Source organism: Bradyrhizobium sp. ISRA430, from assembly GCF_029909975.1.
Classification (GTDB): domain Bacteria; phylum Pseudomonadota; class Alphaproteobacteria; order Rhizobiales; family Xanthobacteraceae; genus Bradyrhizobium.
In genome coordinates, this window is the sequence record NZ_CP094516.1 from 284,932 (window position 1) to 300,550 (window position 15,619).

Here is a 15,619-nt window from a genome sequence, read left to right on the forward strand (position 1 = left end):
GCTATTCTCCTTGCTGTTCAGTTGAATTGCGCGCCTTACAGCGCTCTATGTGCTTCTCAAGACCTGGCAGCGGCTTTATCTCACTGGTCTTAGATCGGCCGGCGGACAGGTTGGTCGAGAGCCTGATCTGGTTGTTGGGAAGCCACCACGGCTCTCCAGTGCTCTCGATAAAGCAGCACCACTGGACGTCGATCTCCAGCCCATGCTCCCAAAGGAACATGCAGACCGCAGAGCCAAGCGGCGTCTCGACGTAGATCGGCGGATTGAGTTGGAGGATACCGCTCATGGCGCACCGGCCTCCGTCGATGTGAGGGCGGCCCTGATCTGAGCAACGGTAAGCTCAGAGTTCATGTAGGGCTGAGCGTCAAGCAGTGCTGTCACACGCTCGACCTGAGCTTCAGCCTGTCGCCGCTTCTCCCGCTCCTCGATCCAGAAACGGTGATAGGAGGCGGATTCCTCTTTCTCGGCCGCAAGCTCAGCCTGAAGGCGTTCGATTTCGCCCGCGGCAGCCTCGTCAAGGAGCGTGCCGTTTTCCCGTAGACGGTTGACGATTCCGTTCGGCCGTTCTCTTCCTGCCGGAGTGCGAGAGGCGGGTGCGGGACAGGCGCCATCTCTAAGGTCGGCCATCAGTTGGTGCGCGGTAGTCAGTTCGGCGCGCAATTGATCGCGCTCCTTCATCAGCGCGATATCGAACTCGGACGGTGCAGGGGCCAAGCCAAAAGAGTTGACGGCCTTGACGATTAGATCGGCGTTCGCTTCGCCGGTTTCGTTGTCCTCTGTGCCGTCGTGGAAGAGTTGGCAAATCTCGATGTTCGGGTCTTTGGTCGAGTAGATCACCCAATCCCACGATCCCTGGCGCGTCGTTGCCGCCCATGGCAGCGGCGTGTGATGCTCGCTGACGGAATCACATTGGGCAGGCTCGACCGCTGCCGGTGAGCTTGAGGCTGGCCGCAGAGCTTCCCTCGCAGCGTCAAGCTTCTCCCGAACTACGGCGTAGTTGGTGTTGCTGATCTCGGCCCGCAGACCATATTCAAAGGCGTCCCAGAGACCCTCAACCTCCGTGATCAGGCTGAGGATTGCTCTGTTCGGCGCATCTTGGGCATGCTCTACCGCTGGCGGAGCGCGAAAGGCGGCAAGAGCATTGCGGATGTCGGCTATTGCCTGGCCGTTTGGAAACTCGCGTCCGATGATTTTCTCTGCCGTCTCCAGCGCTTTTACAAAGTGCGAGAAATAGGGCTTGTCATCGCTCATTTTGTTCTGTCTGCCATGAATGAAGTGAAAGCCAAGAGAGCAAGCGAAACGCCGAGGACGGTGTAGACTATCCAGCGCGGATAAAGCGTGTTGCCGATCCAGATGAGGTCAGTCATGGTCAGCCCCTCCCGCACGTGTGATTATCGAAATGATCTCGCGCAGGTCCCTGCGCACCACTTCGTCTGTGGTGCTCTCCATCGCGCGGGTGAGGCGTTCAGCGATCGGAGCTGCCAGAGTGCGACGATCAACGATCTCCAGATGAGCGCCATCAAGCGCATCCTGCAACTGCTTGTGTTGAAGGCTCCAGACATCCCAGCCAGCGGCAGCCAGGAAGCGCTGCATTACACTGCGCCCCTGAATATCTTGGAGGGGCTCGCCAGCCGCCGGAGTCCGGCTGTCTGCTCCGTTCAGGAAGGCAGCGATTTCGCAATGAAGGCTGTGCGGAACTTGGATGTAGTGGGCCTGGACGCGCTTCAGGAGTTCAAGAGCCGCGTTGCATTGCGCATCTTGGGCAGGCTCGACCGCTGCCGGAGAGCGAGAGGCTACTTCCAACTTATCCGCTATGTGGTGTGCTTCCCGGATCGTGTGGAATAGCTCGCTGCGCGAAGGCTCGCGGAGTTCGTGCGTATTGGCGGAATGGATGAGGGACCGCAACAAGCTAGCTGCTGTCTTTAATTCGGCAGGGGTCATCGAATGCCCCCGAGAACGACAAGAAGCATCAGGAAAAACCCACACAATTGGATTGTTGTGCTGCTCATTTCAGGCACTCCCGAAGCACGTCCAGTGACGGAACCTCGCCAACCTCATACGGTCCTTCGTCATAGGGATTGACGAAGTTATCGACGATTTCTTTAAGCGCGGCACGCGGGACCACCACGAACTCAGATGGACAGGCGTTCGCATCTTGGGCAGATGAGACGAGCCGAGGAGCCAGAACGTCGGCAATCTGCTTGCTATAGGACTCGCCTTTGAACGGACCGTTGAACACGTTCTCAAGCGCCGCCACAGTCGGGCTGTCGATAGCGTTGATCAATTCGTCGCGCGTCATATCATCCCCCAAGAATGCAATTGTCCGAGACCAGCGCCGATCAGGATCAGAAAGACCGTCCAGGCGATGAAGGCCATTGGCACGTTCTGGCTCATCAGCCCGGCCCCCACGGAAGAAGCCACTTGCCGGCCTTCCAGCTCTTGGGATCAACAATCCAGCGAGCGCGATGGGCGCCAACCAACACCGTGACCGCGCCGAGCAATGCGAGTGCGTAGAGAGTCATGGCGCATACGCCAGCGTCGGCGCTCCCTCATGTGCAAACTCGCCTTGGTATTGTTTCTCAGCTTCGCGGCGAGCTGCTATCGCGTCGTCCTTCTTGTCGAAATATCCAATCACGATGGCTTTTCCGGCGACCTGGATTTGAGCCTTCCACTTCTGCTGAGGCTTGAACCAATAGACGCCCTTAACGCCAGAGGTACTGTTCTTCTGCGCGCCTCGGTTGGCGTGGTTTTGCTGGTTGGTAGCCAGGCGAAGATTGTCAATACGATTGTCGGCCTTGTTGCCGTTCTTGTGGTCAACTTGGCGATCGGGCCACTCGCCATAGTGAAAGGCCCAAGCAAGCCTATGAGCGAGGTGCTGCTTGCGCTTAATCCCGATGGTCACGTATCCCTTGGCATGCGGCGTGCCTGCTATTGCGCCAACGCGCGACTTGCCGCTGACCTTCAGCCATGTGAATTGGCCGGTCTCGCTGTCGTAGCTCAGCCACGCTCTCAGTTCTGAAATGTTCATGATTATGGTCCGTAGGCTATGGTTGGCGGTCCTGAATGTTGCGAGTGCCAGATGTACCAACTGTGGTTGAAGCTCGGGCTTCCCTTGGAATCCTCAAACCACTTGATGCGCTTGGTCAGGACGACCTTTTTCGAAAAGACGGGGGAATTGGCGAACAGGTTGGCGCGCGTCTTCGCATGGTCGAAATCAGTTCGCAGCAGCATGGCGACGAAGCCGTTGCACGGCACCAGAGATAAGGCACGCTGGATGAACTCGGTTGCGAGTTCATATGGCGGGTTCGTGATGATCGCGCGGAATGGCCTGGGGCACCCGCGTTCAAGAAAGTCGTGCCCGGAGTCGATGTCCGATGCGGTAACATCGAATCCGATCTTGGAAAGCGCGGAAGACATCTTCCCGCCGCCGGCCGCCGGCTCCCAGACCACACAGTCAGTCGTGGGCAGGTGAGGCATAAGCGCCATCGTCACCCACTCCGGCGTCTCGTACAGATCCCGCTCTTTGCGCTCGTACCCACTATCGCGTTGCGACATTACCCCCTCCGTCAGCGTCCATGTGCTTCGATCTATTTCGGCTCGTAGTATTTGCAGGACGAGAACTCGCGATTGATGCAGTTGCCCTGCTTGCCGGTGAGCTGTTGGAATTTCTTGCAGCGATAAAGCGTTCGCCGGCCGCTCTGCTCGGCGAGAAACACGCACGAGGCGCACGTGGTGGCGAGAGGTCCGGTGCCGGAGAAATGCGCCATGCCAGGCTTCACAGAAGCGCGGGACGGGACACCTTCGATCTGCGTCAAGCTCATGTGAGTTCCCCTTTAAAAACCGGGCCTTAGCCCATCTGCTGTGTGCGACTAACTGCGAGCGCCCGAGTTGTAGAAGCACTCCTCGGCCGAAGTGCACTGACAGCTTCCACCGCGACGACCGCAGGAAATTGTCGCGCGCTGCTGATCTCGCTTGTCCATGCGCCGACCGATGAGAACCCAGAGGACGTAGAACGGCAGAACGAGCGCCAGGCCGAGGATGACGGCGATGGATTGGAGGAAGGGGGTCATGCCGGCGTCCTCATGCTGTCGATCGCGCGCTTGACCTTGCGCTGGAGGGTATTGAACTCGCCATCATTCCAAGCAATCGTCTTTCGCTCGTCGGCCTCGGCGTTCCAGGTCGCCGCGAGTTGATCAGCATCCGTTGCGCCTTTGATGATGTTGTCCCATCGGGAAATGTAGTCAGCCGCCCCGGAGCCGGGGCTGGACGCCTCCGGAGCGGCTGACATCGCCGTTTGCTCAGGCGGCGAAACTGGTGATCCGCCGCGGGCCCACTGAGCGAGCGCGCGGCCGATGGATTCGTCGAGCGGCTTCTGATCGGCGAATAGCTTCTCGAACTGGCAAGGCAACTTCATCATCATGCGTTCGCCGATTTGGTCGCTGCGCCACTGCGGGACGCCGTTGGACTTCGGCGGGAGCAGAGCGTTCACCGTCATTTCGAACAGCAATTCCTCTCCAGCGATCGGCATGAAGCCGAGCTCCTCGATGCCGCCGCCCTTCTTCGGTTTGCTCTTCTCCTTGGCGCGGAAGCAGAAGATGAAATTGACGTTCATCTGGAGGATGCCGGTGATCATCTGCTGGCGCAGGTTTGCCGGCTTGATCCATCCGGCCATCTTGACGCGCTCGCGCTTGGCGTAGTCGTCGCCGGCCATGCGGTTGACCTCGGCCTCCTGGGTGAGGAGATAGCCGCCGGGCCCAATGTGCTCGTGGCTCATCGAGTCCACGACGATGATCTTGGCGCCCTTGTTGACGCAGTGCCGCAGCGCGAGGAGGTAATCGAGCGAACCGAAGGGTGGATCGAACTGGATGTGCCGGAAATTGAACTGATCGGCATAGTGCAGCATCCGGCGGGCCTCGGTATCGATGCCGTAGATGTCGCCGCCGGTGACCTCCTGAATGCCCTTGGCTAGGCGCAATGCGGAATAGGTCTTCCCCGAGCCGGAAGGGCCCATGAGGCCGATCAGAAGAGGCACCTGCTCGCGGACGGCGGGACGGTCGTCGAAATTGCGGATATGCGCGTTCATAGTTCTAACCTGCAAAAATGAGATCGGGATCGTTCTCGGAAGCCTCGTCCATCTCGCGACCCAGCCACTGGCTTTCGGCCCAAGTCGGGAGTTCGGCGGTGTTGATGCGGTTGGGGTAGGCCGGCCAGGTGTTGCGGCGCAGGCAGTGCGTCCAGGTGTTGATCGCGTAGCTGACCTGCTTGCGGCCGATGGTTAGCGCGGCCTCGCCGATCTGGTTGACGGTGAGGGCGAACGGCCCCTCGTTCTCCTGCGCGACATAGAAGAACTTGCGGCGGCCGGCGCCCTTCGGGTCGATCGCGTCGAGGATACGCTCGTGGAAAGCTGCTTGGATGTGCCAGCCGGCATCAGCCATGCGCCGCGGCGTCGCGTAGGGCGATGCTGACACGCCTCCCGTCTTGTAGTCCCATACCTCGCGCAGGTCCGGCGTGATCCAGTCAATCATCGATCGCAGCCAGATGCCGTTCTCGCAATTGGCGATCACCACCTCGGCGTCGCCGTGGGTGAATGCATTCTGTGTGCCGGGGATGCGGGACAGTTGCTCGAGCGCGGCATCGACCATGGCGCCGGCGGCGTCGAAATGCTTGCGCAGGATCGGCTCTTTCCCTTCCTGGAGGGACGCCAGCTTGAATGCCTTGGCCGCGCCGGTGCGCCAGTCCTCGAACTCGCCGACGGACATGTCCTTGCCGCGGTCCAGCATCAGCTTGTGAGCCGCGTTGCCGATCGCGCGCGCCTTGTCGTACTTCTCGCCGTCGTCCTCATCGGCAGGCTTCACATTCAGCCGCGGGTGCTGCTGGAACGCGTGCAACGGGCTCTGCTCGATGAGGACCTTCGCGAGTGACTGCGTGAGGGAGGGCGTGGGTGTGGGGTCACCGAAGTACGCAGCCGTCGGGAAGTCTTTGAAAATGCCAGGACGATCGATAATCATGCGTTCACCTCGAAAACGTGGAGTTTGCGGCCGCGCCCGTTGGCGCTGCTGTTCGGCAGCCGGCGCGTTGTCCGGCGCAGTTCGCGCTGACGTATGAGAGCGGCGACGTAGCCGGAGCACTCGCGGACGGAGAGGCCGGTTTCGTCGGCGAGGTCGAGCGATGTGTTGCAGTAGCCCGACAGCGCGGCGGCGCGGACGAGTGCCTTCTTGCCGGTGCCCTTGGCGTTGACCCTGCTCATGCGGCCCTCGCGGTCACGAAAGGACGCCATCCGCCGGGCGGATAGATCATCCGCAGATGGCCGGTTTTCAGGAGCGATCCGACGGTGCGGTGATCGAAGAAGACTTCACCGCTCGGTCGGCCATAGCCTTTCGGGAAGCGCCGGAGAGGCTGGATTGTCGCCTCGATGATGCAGGCGCGCTGGGTGTCGGAGAGCCGCATGTCAGTCCCCCGAATCCACAGTCATATCGAGGCCGCACTTCTCGCAGTGGCCAGGATGCCAGCCGCGCGAATGGTTCGCGCCGGGACCGTCGACCTTCTTGTGCTGACAGATCGCGAACTTCAGGCCGGTCGCGACAGAGGCGCGCTTCTCATTGTCCCATTTGGTCCAAGCGACGATTCCAGATCCGTAGAGCTGTCCGCCTTGGCCGTGGTCGAGGAAGAAGCTGACGTTCCACTTCTTGGAAGTCTCGCCTGGCAGAAGCACAGAGCAGCCCGACTGCATCGAATTGTAGTGCAGTATGATCGCGCCGATGTCGGCCTCGATCGGCTCCGGATTTGGCAGCGGTACATCGCCCCGCATGATCGGCATCAGATCGGCGTCAAGGGTGTATCGCTTGCTCATGCGCCGGCCCTCAGCGCGGCCCACACGGCGATCATGCCGATGAACAGGGTGATGACGACGACTTCGACCAGCACTGGCAAAGAGACGGCCACAATCTCGACTGGGTCGACCTCAGGCTTTCGCATTGGCCCGCTCCAACTGCGCTTCGATTTCGATGCGGGCGCCGATCGCACGCTGCTTGGCGCCCCAAGTCTGGATCAGCCGCAGGGCGGTGATTTCGTCTGCCTGCCGGACAAGGCGGGCCATCTCGGCGGAATCGCTGGGATACTTGCTCATGCACCGGCTCCCGCGCGCACGGCATCGAGGCGGGCTTCGGAGGCTCTGCTGTCGGCGTACTGATCGATCAGCGCCGCGGCGTCCTCGATGTTGTCCATGCAGCGGCACAGCAGGGCGATGTCGATCGCGGTGCTGATCCTGCGGTCGAGGCGGTGGGGGAGGCTGTCGTGCTTGCGAAGATCGCGCCGGTGATCGTGCGTCTCGGCGCTGTATCGGCGATCGAAATAGGACATCGGGTCGCTCCGTTTGATGGAGCAAACCTATAGGCCTATTCCTCTTCGGTCAATAGGCAAATTCCTACGACAATCGAAATTTTTTTGAGGACTATGGGAAATGATTGCCTACCGTCTTGTGGACGATCTGCCAGTCGCTCTTCTTGAGCGTGAAATCCTTCGGCGGATTGTGCTGGCTGACCTTCCAATGAGTTTCGGTCTGCCCGCGGTAAACTTTGATCATTGCCAGGTTGGTGCCGTCCTCAGCGTGACTACGGAACACGCATGAGTCTCCGGCTCGAGGAGGGAGGTGCGGGTTAACGAGCGCGATGGATCCGTGCTTGTGCTCCGGCGCCATCGAGTCGCCGCTGACGATCATTCCGTAGCCGTCCCTGACCCTCAGAAGTACCGCAGGTCTGACATCCCAATCTACTGCCGCTTCTGACACGATTAGCGCCCCATCCTGCCCGCCTTGAGCGGTGCCAAATATGGGGAAGTCCATATGCGTTCCGAACAATTCAGAACTTGGCACAATCACGGCGGGGGATAGAGACTGTGACGAATGTGTGGTTGCGTCAACGAAACTTTCACGGGAACTCGCGGCTTTCTTCTCGTAGCTGCGAGCGGGCAACGGTGTCGAAGGCCCCCGTAGTTCATCGGGTGAAACTTGAATCAATTCTGCAAGGCGGATCCGGTCTCGCTCTTTCAGCTCAGCGGGAACGCCACGCCTGATGAATTGCTGCAGATAAGCGTGATTACGGCCGATCTTTTTCGATGCCTCGGACAAATCCAGGCCCAATTCCATCAGCCGATCGAGAATCAATTTGCGAACCACGTCCATGCCTCTTTTGTAGGACTTTACCTATATTTTAGGGAAGTAGGAATGAGCCTCTTGACAAAGAGGAATAGGCCTATAGTTTCCGCTTTCATGAAACACCCGGCGCAGACCTTCCTCGAGGAGATCGAGGAATTCCTGAACCGCACCAGCATGCCAGCCTACAAGTTCGGCAGGCTGGCGCTGAATGACCCAAATTTCGTGGGGGATCTGCGGGGAGGGCGCATGCCGAACCTCGGATTGGTCGCCCGCGTGCACAGCTTCATGTCTGACTACGAGAAGACCCGGGCCGACCAAGAGACGGCTGCCTGATCGATGGACGGTGCGCCATGAGCCACATCACGTTCCGCAGCAGCGCTTCCAGTTCGACCGACATTGTTCCCATCCAGTATCCGAGGGCCTGAGCGATGTCGCGAGCATCAGCGACGACGGCGGATTGTGCAAATGCGAGGGGTGCCGAAACGTGCACCGATTTTCCAGGATCGTGCACCGCTATCTCGGAACTTCAGGCAGCGATCACAAATATCATTCGTGCGAAAAACCCCTACAAAACCTGGGCTTTTGTCGCCGATCTGTTCGGCCTCAAGGAACGCTCAGCGAAGCATCGTCTCGCCAACTCGCGCGTTTACACGATCGAGGAACTTCAACTCCTCCTGCAATCGGAAGACGGCCTCGATTATCTCGCTGCGCTCATGGGCGAGGCCGAGCCGAAATGGTGGTGGTGGGCGAAGCAGGTCATGGCCGTCGCTGCGATCAAGCGCCGCCGCGCCGAAGATGAACAAGAAATTCTGAAATTGGAGACGAGCGCGCCGGCCGAGGTCGGAGCTCGCCGTCGCATCAAAGGTGCCCTCGATGCCAACCGATCTCTCAAAGCAAGCATCGACCGGGCCGAAACTGCCCTGGGCTTTCGGCGCCCGGACGTGGATCGCCGAGACGCTGATGCGACGCGCGGAAGCGCTGGCGCACCGCATCGCGCCGTGGCTCAAGCCCAAAGACGATAACGACCAGTAGCAGTGCGTCTCTGGCCCGGGAGTTTCGGGCGCGTCACACAGAGGCCAGATTATGGCAAAGAAGAACGGCGGATCGCCGGGACCGGGACACAATTCCACACTCACCGATGAAGAGAAGCGCGCGCTGACCTTCCATCACGCGAAAGCGTATGAGGTCGCAGATGCGCTGGTCGAGAAGGCCAAGAAGGATCGCTCGGCAGTCGTAGACCTCGCCAAAGCCGACCTCGGCCGCGGCGCCAAGGCTGATATCGTCGACCTGCTGACGGCGAACACACCGGCCAAGATGAAGGCTGTGGTCGAGCGCGTGCAGCGCCTGGCGCGCTGGGCTGGACTCCCGATCGGCTCGCAGCCGCAGCTCTTTGAGCCTGCGCCCGATCAGTTCGAGAACGGCAAGGTCGCCGGCATGCAGGGCGAGAAGTGCGAGCCGCCGCTGTCGCTGCCTCAGGATCAGTTCCAGATGTGGATCGCAGGCTGGCACGACGGCCAAACAATCCTCATGCGCGCCTTCGCCAAGAAGCGGAAGCCGGCCGAGCCTGAGCAGCAGCCCGCAACCGATCCGGCGCAGATGGATCTCAGCGAGCGCAAGGACCTCGACCAGAACGCCGTCCACTGAGGAGGCCGCGATGAACACGCCGCTTCCTCTTTCGCCGTTCGTCGATCCAGATCATCGTTTCGTCTTGGACGAGGACCGCTTCATGGCCGATCTGGCCGAGATGCCGGCATTTCTCGTCAATCCGAGCCCTGAATATCTCGCCGCCATCGACATCCTGCCGGTGTTGCGGGTGATCGCGGGGCATTGATGCGCTGGACCGAAGAACAGCTTGCACAGCATCTGGCTCGGCATGGGGTGCCGTCCAACGCAACCCATGTCGACACCAGCCAGCCGCCGTTCGCCGTCCCTCCGGACAAGCCGGGCGGCGGACGGCTGGCGCTGGGCAGGCTCAAGACCGGCGAGATGAACAAGACCGAGGCGAAGTATGCCGAGCACCTCAAGAGCATCGAGGGCACGGTGATCGCCTGGTCGAAGTTCGAAGCGGTCAAGCTGCGGCTCGCCGACAACACCTTCTACACCCCGGACTTCGCCGTGATGCTGCTCGACGGCACCATGGAGATGCACGAGGTCAAAGGCTTCTGGGAGGACGACGCGCGCGTGAAGATCAAGGTCGCAGCGTCGCTCTATCCCTTCCGGTTCAAGGCGCTCAAGCCGATCGCGGCGAAGCGCGGCGGCGGCTGGGAGGTCGAGGAATTCTGATGAAGAACCCGCTCTCGACCCCGACGACAAGGCTCAACCAGATCCTGCTCCAGGCCGCGATCCGCGCCGAGCGCGTGAACTCGGACAAGTTGTTCGAGCAGCGCGCCCGCGAGAACGCTCAGCGCCTCGACAAGGAGGAGGCCGAATAGATGGCCCGCATCCGTTCAATCAAACCCGATTTCTTCCGCCATGAAGCGCTCTACGAAGCGGAGAAGACAACCGGCATGCCGTTGCGAGTGGCGTTCGCCGGACTGTGGACCGCGGCCGATCGCGAGGGACGTTTCCGGTGGGCCCCGCGCGCGCTCAAGCTCGACTGCCTGCCATATGACGATGTCGACTTTTCACGCGTGCTCGACGCGTTGGCCACGCGTGGATTCATCGTCAAGTATCGCGTCGATGGGACCGATTACGGCCATATTCCGAGCTTCACCCAGCATCAGGTGATCAACAACCGCGAAAGCCAGTCCACTCTTCCGCAACCCACTGAAGAGAATGAGATATCGACGCGTGAGGCACGCGTGGAGCACGCGTCACCCACGCCTCTTGTGCAAGATCAAGGGGAAGGGAAGGGAAGGGAAGGGAAGGGAAATGCACCCGACGCTGACGCGTCGCATTCTCCTGAAGCTGAACTCTTCCGGCGAGGCCGCGAGGTTCTCGGCAAGCAAGCTGGCGGGCTGATCACCAAGCTCCTCGCCGCAAAGCAAAAGAACATCCCACTCGCCCGCGCGGCGATCGAGCAGGCGTCAACCAAGTCGGATCCGCGCGAGTACATCGGCGCGGTCATCCGCGGACTGAAATCCCCGAATGAGCCGAACTGGCTCGATGGAATTCCAGGAGTGCTTTGATGGGCGAGGTGATCGATCTTCCGGACCTTTCGGTGCCCCCCGGCCTGTACACGCTGGCCGACCTGCCGCAGCGCGGCTCGGTCGAGAAGCAGGCCTTCGGCGCCGGCTGGCACGAGCTCGACCAGATCCTGAAGTTTTACCTCGGTCAATTCCTCGTCGTCACCGGCATCGCCGGCCACGGCAAGTCGACGTTCATGCTGAACGTGATCCTCAAGATGGCCCTTGAGCAGAGCGTCGGATCGTTCCTGTACGTGCCTGAGAACGAGGGGCACCTGAAGGCCAAGCTGCGCAAGATTTGGACCGGCAGCCAGACCGCCTTCGATCACTTCTGCCGATCGCAGTGCACGGTGCAGTCAGCGGTGCCTCATCAGCAATACGAGCCCGCGCACACGATCGAATGGGTACTTGGAAAGGCGCAATGGGCCGTGGAGCACCGCGGCGCCGAGATCATCATGATCGACCCATGGAACGAGCTCGACCGCGCCCGCCAGCGCGACGAGATGATGACGGACTACATCGGCCGCTGCCTGATGCTGATCAAGGACTTCTGCCGCACGATGAACGCCATCGTGATCGTGGTGGCCCATCCGACCAAGGCGATCGTGAACAGCGGCAACAAGGTCGTGAGCCTGGCCGACATCGAAGGCTCGATGAATTGGTACAACAAATGCGACAACGGCCTGATCGTTGTGCGCGAAGCCGGCAACACCGCGAAGGTGATCAGCGCCAAGGTCCGCGAGATCGGCGCCGGCAAGATCGGAAGCTGCTCGTTCTACGTCGATCCTCTCACCGGACAATTCACCCCGCAATACGCGAGCGATCACGATGTCGCATGATCTGGAAGCGAAGAAGCGCGAGATTTCGGTGCTGGTCGATGAGATCAACGCCAAGGAACGAGCCCTCAAACTGCCGGTCATCGAGGGCCTCGACGACTACGACCGGATGGAAGCAATGGACATCCTCAACCGCATTGAGCGCCGAATGCGCGCCAACATGAAGGAACCTGCAGCATGACCGACGTCGTCAAGGAGTTCTACATCCGCCATTTCCGCATGCTCGTTGAGCAGGCCGTCCTGGCACTCGGCAAGGCCGAGGTACGCACGATCGTCGACGAGGCCGGGGAATAACGGTGGCCGAGTTCTGGCTGTTCGTCATCGCCGCGATGTGGGTGTCAGACCATCTGATCCAGCTATTCGCGGCGCTGATCCTCGCCTCGCTGTGCGGCGGGATCGCAATCGCGGCGGTGACGCAATGAACGGGGCATACGGCGAGGGGATGGTCGCGTTCGAAATGCTCCAGCAATGGGCAGACGCAGTATGGCCTGTTGCGGTGGGCATTCTGGCATTCATGGCCGGCTATATCGTCGGCGGCATCGTGCAGAGGGGGTAGCTATGGACGGGCAGGGGATGAGCAATCGCGCGGTGTACATCACCATCGCGCTCCAGGTCGTGGTGGTCATCAGCATGGGGATGCTGCTGTCATGAGCCAGCTCACACGACGGGAACGGGAAATCTGCGAGAAGCTGTGCCTCGGCTGGACGTCGAAGGAGATAGCCGAGCATTTCGGCCTCAGCCCGCGCACGGTCGAGGACCATCGATTCCAGGTCATGACCAAGTACAAGGTCCGGAACGCCGTCGAGCTCGTGCGCGCGGTCTACGGCATCAAGGAGTTTGGGCCGACGGCAATGGAAGCGGCGCAATGATCCCGCGCAACGCCGAGCCCACCAGCCACCGCCCGGTCTATCAGCGGATAGGCCGCACCGAGCCAGCGCGGACCGCCCAGCGCGACTTGCCGGAGCAGCCGCTGTCCTACAGCCCGACTGAGGCTGAGCGCGTCTGGCGACTTCTCAGGCAATCTGCCGAAGGATGCAACGCGGCATCCCAGCCCGAAGTCGACACCACCGGATGGGATGCCGCATGACCGATCAGCCGCTCGCCGTCGTCACAGACCACGAATCCCTCCGCGAGGCGTTCAGGGTCGCAAAGGCCCTGCGCAACCTCTCCAATGCGTTCTGTGACGATGCCGGGGACTTCGCGGAGGGGCACGTCGACAAGTGCCTCGGACCGACGGCAGCGCGCGGAATCGGCCCGACCACGTTTGACGAGTTTTGCAAGATGTTCGCAGTCAAGTTCGTGATGGTGCCCGATCTCGAATGCGAGGCAGCTATGCAAGGCGTATGGCAGGGGCGCGAGAATAGGAATGTTCGGGACAATGCTCACCGGATGAGCAAGGAACTCCTTGCGCGCGCCCAGCCCCTTATTTTCAAGGAAATGTCGCGCCGGGCGGCCGCGGCTCGCAAAATCAAGATTGCCGCGCCGTTGCGGGCGAAGATTGCGCGCCGGGCTGCTCGTGCTCGGTGGAAGAAGGCGAGAGCGAAGCTGGCTGCGAGCGACGCCGACACCATGTTCGCCGGCTGATTAGCGCGGCCGCAGTTGCCGCAGTGTGTATTCGTCGAGCTCGACCATGCAGGGGTCGTGAACGGCGCATCTAGGCGGATCGCGGGGTAGTCGAGATCCCAAGTCGACTACTGCTCGCCACGTCAGTAACTGACTGATGATCAGCAGCCCAAATAGGATCAGAAGCAGATTGCGGCGCAGGAAGTCTTTCATCCCGGCACGGTATCTGATTCCCGCGCTTTGGCGCATTCACTGCACTTCAGGTTGACCTGCCGCAGGCGCCTCAGCGTCATGTAGACCGTCCCCGTGTGCTCGCAGGCCGGGCATCTCACCTGCCACACCCTCGGCTCGTTCCACTTCCGATGCTGCGCTGCTTTTCGCTCGCGCTGATCCAGGCTCTTTCGCATTTGCCGCATTGAAGCGCCTCACCGACTTGAGCAAATCTCGCCGCTGTTGTGCCGCTGTGGGTCGCTTCATCCCGCTGCGGCCGGCGAGATAAAGCTCCTCTTGTGTGTGCATCTTCGCGATCAGGCGAAGCCTCATCTCACTCAAGTCGATTCCAGCCTCGCGCAGCCACCGGTTCGCCGTCTGCCGAGGGATCGAGGCGACCAGCATCATCTCGCGCACATTGGCGATCTCGCCCCGCCGAACCCGGGCAATGATGCGATCACGAAGCGGATGACGAGCGGCAACCATGCGTTCCCATATAGAGAACTCTTGGTTTTGGGCCGCAACGGACTGCGATCATTCGCACACCAACGATCGCGCCACCAACAGCCATTGAAATCATTGAATAATCAGGCAGTGCGTTGCGCCAACAGCGCCACATCAAGCATCCACATCGCGCGTCCCGCATCGCGCCCGCGCTTATCCTTCCACAGCGAGCTCTGCGAGCGAGGACCACGACGAAGGCGAATAGCCGAGGACGTACCATCCACCATGTCAGTCCCTGCAACAGTCGAGCAGCAGCCGAGCCACCAAGCCGTTACCGCTCGCGATCGCTCTGCACGAGGCAAGGTCACCGGTCGTCTGCGCAATGCTCTCACGTTCATGGTCTGGGACGGATTGAAGCGCGACGATGCCGCAACCAAGGCCGGTCTCAAGCCACACGCCCTCTACGTCGCCCTCCGAAAGCCTCATGTGAAGGCGTTCTATCTCGCTGAGTTGGACGTGTTGCGAACCAGCGAACGAGCCCGAAATATTCTCGCGCTGACCGAGGTTCGCGACCAAACAGACAACAAAATGGCCCGCGTGGCCGCTGTGAAGGCGCTCGAGCAGCTATCCGACGACGATAATGCAAGCGGATCAACGGCTTCGCACTCGCCAGGCGTGGTGATCCAGATCCTTGCTGCACCTGCGCGCCCCATGCCGGCGGTGCATATCGAGGCCTCGCATAATCACATCACAGAAAACGAATGAGCAATATCAATGACTTACCATTCGCATAGCACGCATTATGGAACATCTCTGTGTGATGAGGGCTGGAGGGGTGCTCGAATTCAGGACCCGCCTGGACGGCCACCCGGGGGGAAAATCGGCGACCGAACTCGAACGCTGGTGCACCGCTCACACACTTTCCCGCCAAATCATCGGGACGTCCATCTGAATTTTTTGGGCCGAAATTTTTCGGAGGTGAGCTGTGTTGACCGTGTTTGAGCGGATCCCGGAGCTGTTTGTGAAGCACTACGACGGGTCGTTTCAGGTTTGGGCGCGAGAGTTTGCGCGTCGGGGGCGGCGGTGTGCGATTCCGTTTGACCGGCCGCCCGGGTCGCCGCCGCCGGTGCTGGGGGCTGATGGGATGCCTGCGGTGCTTCTGGGAGCGTGGTTGGAGGCTGAGGTTGATCTGAGCGTTCCGGCTCGGCCGCGGGTTGTGATCCGGCCTGCGGATGATGCGGCGGAGGCGGCGATTGAGCGGCACACGCGCGAGATGGCGGTGCATTGGG

The 15,619-nt window shown here is 60.8% G+C and carries 34 protein-coding genes; 15 read left to right on the forward strand and 19 right to left on the reverse strand.

The window, feature by feature from the left end:
* Position 1: 1 nt before the first annotated feature.
* The 18 genes from MTX21_RS01495 to MTX21_RS01580 form a co-directional block, all read right to left on the reverse strand.
* Positions 2-286: a hypothetical protein gene (locus MTX21_RS01495; protein WP_280970180.1), complete on the reverse strand. Its 285-nt coding sequence runs from the start codon at positions 284-286 to the stop codon at positions 2-4.
* Positions 283-1,251: a hypothetical protein gene (locus MTX21_RS01500; RefSeq protein WP_280970181.1), complete on the reverse strand. Its 969-nt coding sequence runs from the start codon at positions 1,249-1,251 to the stop codon at positions 283-285. Before MTX21_RS01500 ends, MTX21_RS01495 begins: the two co-directional genes overlap by 4 nt.
* A gap of 108 nt (positions 1,252-1,359) precedes the next feature.
* Complete coding sequence (locus MTX21_RS01505; protein WP_280970182.1) at positions 1,360-1,941, reverse strand: hypothetical protein; 582 nt, start codon at positions 1,939-1,941, stop codon at positions 1,360-1,362.
* Between the two features lie 64 nt (positions 1,942-2,005).
* Complete coding sequence (locus MTX21_RS01510; protein ID WP_280970183.1) at positions 2,006-2,299, reverse strand: hypothetical protein; 294 nt, start codon at positions 2,297-2,299, stop codon at positions 2,006-2,008.
* Positions 2,300-2,393: 94 nt separating this feature from the next.
* Positions 2,394-2,522, reverse strand: a complete 129-nt coding sequence (locus MTX21_RS01515) for a hypothetical protein (RefSeq protein ID WP_280970184.1) — start codon at positions 2,520-2,522, stop codon at positions 2,394-2,396.
* Positions 2,519-3,028: an HNH endonuclease signature motif containing protein gene (locus MTX21_RS01520; protein WP_280970185.1), complete on the reverse strand. Its 510-nt coding sequence runs from the start codon at positions 3,026-3,028 to the stop codon at positions 2,519-2,521. Before MTX21_RS01520 ends, MTX21_RS01515 begins: the two co-directional genes overlap by 4 nt.
* A gap of 2 nt (positions 3,029-3,030) precedes the next feature.
* The gene (locus MTX21_RS01525) at positions 3,031-3,555 is read right to left on the reverse strand and encodes a hypothetical protein (protein WP_280970186.1); all 525 of its coding nucleotides are present in this window, start codon (positions 3,553-3,555) and stop codon (positions 3,031-3,033) included.
* A gap of 32 nt (positions 3,556-3,587) precedes the next feature.
* Positions 3,588-3,821, reverse strand: a complete 234-nt coding sequence (locus MTX21_RS01530; RefSeq protein WP_280970187.1) for a hypothetical protein — start codon at positions 3,819-3,821, stop codon at positions 3,588-3,590.
* A gap of 48 nt (positions 3,822-3,869) precedes the next feature.
* A complete protein-coding gene (locus MTX21_RS01535; protein ID WP_280970188.1) occupies positions 3,870-4,070 on the reverse strand; it encodes a hypothetical protein in 201 nt (66 codons plus the stop codon).
* Positions 4,067-5,083, reverse strand: a complete 1,017-nt coding sequence (locus MTX21_RS01540) for an AAA family ATPase (RefSeq protein WP_280970189.1) — start codon at positions 5,081-5,083, stop codon at positions 4,067-4,069. Before MTX21_RS01540 ends, MTX21_RS01535 begins: the two co-directional genes overlap by 4 nt.
* A gap of 4 nt (positions 5,084-5,087) precedes the next feature.
* Positions 5,088-6,008 carry a PD-(D/E)XK nuclease-like domain-containing protein gene (locus MTX21_RS01545; RefSeq protein WP_280970190.1) on the reverse strand — a complete coding sequence of 307 codons (921 nt, stop codon included), beginning with the start codon at positions 6,006-6,008 and terminating at the stop codon, positions 5,088-5,090.
* Complete coding sequence (locus tag MTX21_RS01550) at positions 6,005-6,247, reverse strand: hypothetical protein (RefSeq protein WP_280970191.1); 243 nt, start codon at positions 6,245-6,247, stop codon at positions 6,005-6,007. The genes MTX21_RS01545 and MTX21_RS01550 overlap by 4 nt, the downstream gene beginning before the upstream one ends.
* Entirely contained in the window at positions 6,244-6,447 is a 204-nt protein-coding gene (locus MTX21_RS01555) for a hypothetical protein (protein WP_280970192.1), read from the reverse strand. The genes MTX21_RS01550 and MTX21_RS01555 overlap by 4 nt, the downstream gene beginning before the upstream one ends.
* A 1-nt stretch (position 6,448) precedes the next feature.
* Positions 6,449-6,850 carry a hypothetical protein gene (locus tag MTX21_RS01560; RefSeq protein ID WP_280970193.1) on the reverse strand — a complete coding sequence of 134 codons (402 nt, stop codon included), beginning with the start codon at positions 6,848-6,850 and terminating at the stop codon, positions 6,449-6,451.
* A complete protein-coding gene (locus tag MTX21_RS01565) occupies positions 6,847-6,975 on the reverse strand; it encodes a hypothetical protein (RefSeq protein ID WP_280970194.1) in 129 nt (42 codons plus the stop codon). Before MTX21_RS01565 ends, MTX21_RS01560 begins: the two co-directional genes overlap by 4 nt.
* Complete coding sequence (locus tag MTX21_RS01570; RefSeq protein WP_280970196.1) at positions 6,962-7,126, reverse strand: hypothetical protein; 165 nt, start codon at positions 7,124-7,126, stop codon at positions 6,962-6,964. Before MTX21_RS01570 ends, MTX21_RS01565 begins: the two co-directional genes overlap by 14 nt.
* Positions 7,123-7,359: a hypothetical protein gene (locus MTX21_RS01575; RefSeq protein WP_280970197.1), complete on the reverse strand. Its 237-nt coding sequence runs from the start codon at positions 7,357-7,359 to the stop codon at positions 7,123-7,125. Before MTX21_RS01575 ends, MTX21_RS01570 begins: the two co-directional genes overlap by 4 nt.
* 91 nt (positions 7,360-7,450) lie before the next feature.
* Entirely contained in the window at positions 7,451-8,179 is a 729-nt protein-coding gene (locus tag MTX21_RS01580) for a S24 family peptidase (RefSeq protein ID WP_280970198.1), read from the reverse strand.
* A gap of 87 nt (positions 8,180-8,266) precedes the next feature.
* On the opposite strand from MTX21_RS01580, the gene MTX21_RS01585 reads away from it, so the two are divergent.
* From MTX21_RS01585 to MTX21_RS01650, 14 genes are all read left to right on the forward strand, one after another.
* On the forward strand, positions 8,267-8,485 hold the full coding sequence (locus MTX21_RS01585; protein WP_280970199.1) for a hypothetical protein: 219 nt from the start codon (positions 8,267-8,269) through the stop codon (positions 8,483-8,485).
* 95 nt (positions 8,486-8,580) lie between these two features.
* On the forward strand, positions 8,581-9,174 hold the full coding sequence (locus MTX21_RS01590; protein ID WP_280970200.1) for a hypothetical protein: 594 nt from the start codon (positions 8,581-8,583) through the stop codon (positions 9,172-9,174).
* Positions 9,175-9,235: 61 nt separating this feature from the next.
* Positions 9,236-9,796 (forward strand): hypothetical protein, encoded by a 561-nt coding sequence (locus MTX21_RS01595; RefSeq protein WP_280970201.1) that lies wholly within the window; start codon positions 9,236-9,238, stop codon positions 9,794-9,796.
* 10 nt (positions 9,797-9,806) lie between these two features.
* Positions 9,807-9,983 (forward strand): hypothetical protein, encoded by a 177-nt coding sequence (locus MTX21_RS01600; protein ID WP_280970202.1) that lies wholly within the window; start codon positions 9,807-9,809, stop codon positions 9,981-9,983.
* On the forward strand, positions 9,983-10,435 hold the full coding sequence (locus MTX21_RS01605; RefSeq protein WP_280970203.1) for a DUF1064 domain-containing protein: 453 nt from the start codon (positions 9,983-9,985) through the stop codon (positions 10,433-10,435). Before MTX21_RS01600 ends, MTX21_RS01605 begins: the two co-directional genes overlap by 1 nt.
* Positions 10,435-10,584 (forward strand): hypothetical protein, encoded by a 150-nt coding sequence (locus MTX21_RS01610; RefSeq protein ID WP_280970204.1) that lies wholly within the window; start codon positions 10,435-10,437, stop codon positions 10,582-10,584. Before MTX21_RS01605 ends, MTX21_RS01610 begins: the two co-directional genes overlap by 1 nt.
* Positions 10,585-11,280, forward strand: a complete 696-nt coding sequence (locus tag MTX21_RS01615; RefSeq protein ID WP_280970205.1) for a hypothetical protein — start codon at positions 10,585-10,587, stop codon at positions 11,278-11,280.
* Positions 11,280-12,116: an AAA family ATPase gene (locus tag MTX21_RS01620; RefSeq protein WP_280970206.1), complete on the forward strand. Its 837-nt coding sequence runs from the start codon at positions 11,280-11,282 to the stop codon at positions 12,114-12,116. The genes MTX21_RS01615 and MTX21_RS01620 overlap by 1 nt, the downstream gene beginning before the upstream one ends.
* On the forward strand, positions 12,106-12,294 hold the full coding sequence (locus MTX21_RS01625) for a hypothetical protein (protein ID WP_280970207.1): 189 nt from the start codon (positions 12,106-12,108) through the stop codon (positions 12,292-12,294). The genes MTX21_RS01620 and MTX21_RS01625 overlap by 11 nt, the downstream gene beginning before the upstream one ends.
* Before the next feature lie 115 nt (positions 12,295-12,409).
* The gene (locus MTX21_RS01630; protein WP_280970208.1) at positions 12,410-12,535 is read left to right on the forward strand and encodes a hypothetical protein; all 126 of its coding nucleotides are present in this window, start codon (positions 12,410-12,412) and stop codon (positions 12,533-12,535) included.
* A complete protein-coding gene (locus MTX21_RS01635) occupies positions 12,532-12,669 on the forward strand; it encodes a hypothetical protein (RefSeq protein WP_280970209.1) in 138 nt (45 codons plus the stop codon). The genes MTX21_RS01630 and MTX21_RS01635 overlap by 4 nt, the downstream gene beginning before the upstream one ends.
* Before the next feature lie 91 nt (positions 12,670-12,760).
* Complete coding sequence (locus MTX21_RS01640) at positions 12,761-12,982, forward strand: helix-turn-helix transcriptional regulator (protein WP_280970210.1); 222 nt, start codon at positions 12,761-12,763, stop codon at positions 12,980-12,982.
* The gene (locus MTX21_RS01645; RefSeq protein WP_280970211.1) at positions 12,979-13,200 is read left to right on the forward strand and encodes a hypothetical protein; all 222 of its coding nucleotides are present in this window, start codon (positions 12,979-12,981) and stop codon (positions 13,198-13,200) included. The genes MTX21_RS01640 and MTX21_RS01645 overlap by 4 nt, the downstream gene beginning before the upstream one ends.
* Positions 13,197-13,697 (forward strand): hypothetical protein, encoded by a 501-nt coding sequence (locus MTX21_RS01650; protein ID WP_280970212.1) that lies wholly within the window; start codon positions 13,197-13,199, stop codon positions 13,695-13,697. The genes MTX21_RS01645 and MTX21_RS01650 overlap by 4 nt, the downstream gene beginning before the upstream one ends.
* A gap of 228 nt (positions 13,698-13,925) precedes the next feature.
* Here MTX21_RS01650 and MTX21_RS01655 read toward each other — a convergent pair whose 3' ends face one another.
* Complete coding sequence (locus MTX21_RS01655) at positions 13,926-14,372, reverse strand: hypothetical protein (RefSeq protein ID WP_280970213.1); 447 nt, start codon at positions 14,370-14,372, stop codon at positions 13,926-13,928.
* 243 nt (positions 14,373-14,615) lie between these two features.
* Here MTX21_RS01655 and MTX21_RS01660 point away from each other — a divergent pair, with 243 nt between their 5' ends.
* A complete protein-coding gene (locus MTX21_RS01660; RefSeq protein WP_280970214.1) occupies positions 14,616-15,095 on the forward strand; it encodes a hypothetical protein in 480 nt (159 codons plus the stop codon).
* Positions 15,096-15,619: the final 524 nt, after the last annotated feature.

What these genes read in the sequence shown, in the direction of transcription:
- MTX21_RS01510 (WP_280970183.1), bottom strand. Translation starts at nt 2,299, where the DNA reads ATGACGCGCGACGAATTGATCAACGCTATCGACAGCCCGACTGTGGCG.
- MTX21_RS01635 (WP_280970209.1), top strand. Translation starts at nt 12,532, where the DNA reads ATGAACGGGGCATACGGCGAGGGGATGGTCGCGTTCGAAATGCTCCAG.
- MTX21_RS01570 (WP_280970196.1), bottom strand. Translation starts at nt 7,126, where the DNA reads ATGAGCAAGTATCCCAGCGATTCCGCCGAGATGGCCCGCCTTGTCCGG.
- MTX21_RS01580 (WP_280970198.1), bottom strand. Translation starts at nt 8,179, where the DNA reads ATGGACGTGGTTCGCAAATTGATTCTCGATCGGCTGATGGAATTGGGC.
- MTX21_RS01540 (WP_280970189.1), bottom strand. Translation starts at nt 5,083, where the DNA reads ATGAACGCGCATATCCGCAATTTCGACGACCGTCCCGCCGTCCGCGAG.
- MTX21_RS01625 (WP_280970207.1), top strand. Translation starts at nt 12,106, where the DNA reads ATGTCGCATGATCTGGAAGCGAAGAAGCGCGAGATTTCGGTGCTGGTC.
- MTX21_RS01545 (WP_280970190.1), bottom strand. Translation starts at nt 6,008, where the DNA reads ATGATTATCGATCGTCCTGGCATTTTCAAAGACTTCCCGACGGCTGCG.
- MTX21_RS01590 (WP_280970200.1), top strand. Translation starts at nt 8,581, where the DNA reads ATGTCGCGAGCATCAGCGACGACGGCGGATTGTGCAAATGCGAGGGGT.
- MTX21_RS01525 (WP_280970186.1), bottom strand. Translation starts at nt 3,555, where the DNA reads ATGTCGCAACGCGATAGTGGGTACGAGCGCAAAGAGCGGGATCTGTAC.
- MTX21_RS01530 (WP_280970187.1), bottom strand. Translation starts at nt 3,821, where the DNA reads ATGAGCTTGACGCAGATCGAAGGTGTCCCGTCCCGCGCTTCTGTGAAG.
- MTX21_RS01535 (WP_280970188.1), bottom strand. Translation starts at nt 4,070, where the DNA reads ATGACCCCCTTCCTCCAATCCATCGCCGTCATCCTCGGCCTGGCGCTC.
- MTX21_RS01585 (WP_280970199.1), top strand. Translation starts at nt 8,267, where the DNA reads ATGAAACACCCGGCGCAGACCTTCCTCGAGGAGATCGAGGAATTCCTG.
- MTX21_RS01605 (WP_280970203.1), top strand. Translation starts at nt 9,983, where the DNA reads ATGCGCTGGACCGAAGAACAGCTTGCACAGCATCTGGCTCGGCATGGG.
- MTX21_RS01495 (WP_280970180.1), bottom strand. Translation starts at nt 286, where the DNA reads ATGAGCGGTATCCTCCAACTCAATCCGCCGATCTACGTCGAGACGCCG.
- MTX21_RS01505 (WP_280970182.1), bottom strand. Translation starts at nt 1,941, where the DNA reads ATGACCCCTGCCGAATTAAAGACAGCAGCTAGCTTGTTGCGGTCCCTC.
- MTX21_RS01515 (WP_280970184.1), bottom strand. Translation starts at nt 2,522, where the DNA reads ATGACTCTCTACGCACTCGCATTGCTCGGCGCGGTCACGGTGTTGGTT.
- MTX21_RS01615 (WP_280970205.1), top strand. Translation starts at nt 10,585, where the DNA reads ATGGCCCGCATCCGTTCAATCAAACCCGATTTCTTCCGCCATGAAGCG.
- MTX21_RS01560 (WP_280970193.1), bottom strand. Translation starts at nt 6,850, where the DNA reads ATGAGCAAGCGATACACCCTTGACGCCGATCTGATGCCGATCATGCGG.
- MTX21_RS01565 (WP_280970194.1), bottom strand. Translation starts at nt 6,975, where the DNA reads ATGCGAAAGCCTGAGGTCGACCCAGTCGAGATTGTGGCCGTCTCTTTG.
- MTX21_RS01595 (WP_280970201.1), top strand. Translation starts at nt 9,236, where the DNA reads ATGGCAAAGAAGAACGGCGGATCGCCGGGACCGGGACACAATTCCACA.
- MTX21_RS01660 (WP_280970214.1), top strand. Translation starts at nt 14,616, where the DNA reads ATGTCAGTCCCTGCAACAGTCGAGCAGCAGCCGAGCCACCAAGCCGTT.
- MTX21_RS01645 (WP_280970211.1), top strand. Translation starts at nt 12,979, where the DNA reads ATGATCCCGCGCAACGCCGAGCCCACCAGCCACCGCCCGGTCTATCAG.
- MTX21_RS01655 (WP_280970213.1), bottom strand. Translation starts at nt 14,372, where the DNA reads ATGGTTGCCGCTCGTCATCCGCTTCGTGATCGCATCATTGCCCGGGTT.
- MTX21_RS01520 (WP_280970185.1), bottom strand. Translation starts at nt 3,028, where the DNA reads ATGAACATTTCAGAACTGAGAGCGTGGCTGAGCTACGACAGCGAGACC.
- MTX21_RS01610 (WP_280970204.1), top strand. Translation starts at nt 10,435, where the DNA reads ATGAAGAACCCGCTCTCGACCCCGACGACAAGGCTCAACCAGATCCTG.
- MTX21_RS01575 (WP_280970197.1), bottom strand. Translation starts at nt 7,359, where the DNA reads ATGTCCTATTTCGATCGCCGATACAGCGCCGAGACGCACGATCACCGG.
- MTX21_RS01640 (WP_280970210.1), top strand. Translation starts at nt 12,761, where the DNA reads ATGAGCCAGCTCACACGACGGGAACGGGAAATCTGCGAGAAGCTGTGC.
- MTX21_RS01650 (WP_280970212.1), top strand. Translation starts at nt 13,197, where the DNA reads ATGACCGATCAGCCGCTCGCCGTCGTCACAGACCACGAATCCCTCCGC.
- MTX21_RS01555 (WP_280970192.1), bottom strand. Translation starts at nt 6,447, where the DNA reads ATGCGGCTCTCCGACACCCAGCGCGCCTGCATCATCGAGGCGACAATC.
- MTX21_RS01600 (WP_280970202.1), top strand. Translation starts at nt 9,807, where the DNA reads ATGAACACGCCGCTTCCTCTTTCGCCGTTCGTCGATCCAGATCATCGT.
- MTX21_RS01500 (WP_280970181.1), bottom strand. Translation starts at nt 1,251, where the DNA reads ATGAGCGATGACAAGCCCTATTTCTCGCACTTTGTAAAAGCGCTGGAG.
- MTX21_RS01620 (WP_280970206.1), top strand. Translation starts at nt 11,280, where the DNA reads ATGGGCGAGGTGATCGATCTTCCGGACCTTTCGGTGCCCCCCGGCCTG.
- MTX21_RS01550 (WP_280970191.1), bottom strand. Translation starts at nt 6,247, where the DNA reads ATGAGCAGGGTCAACGCCAAGGGCACCGGCAAGAAGGCACTCGTCCGC.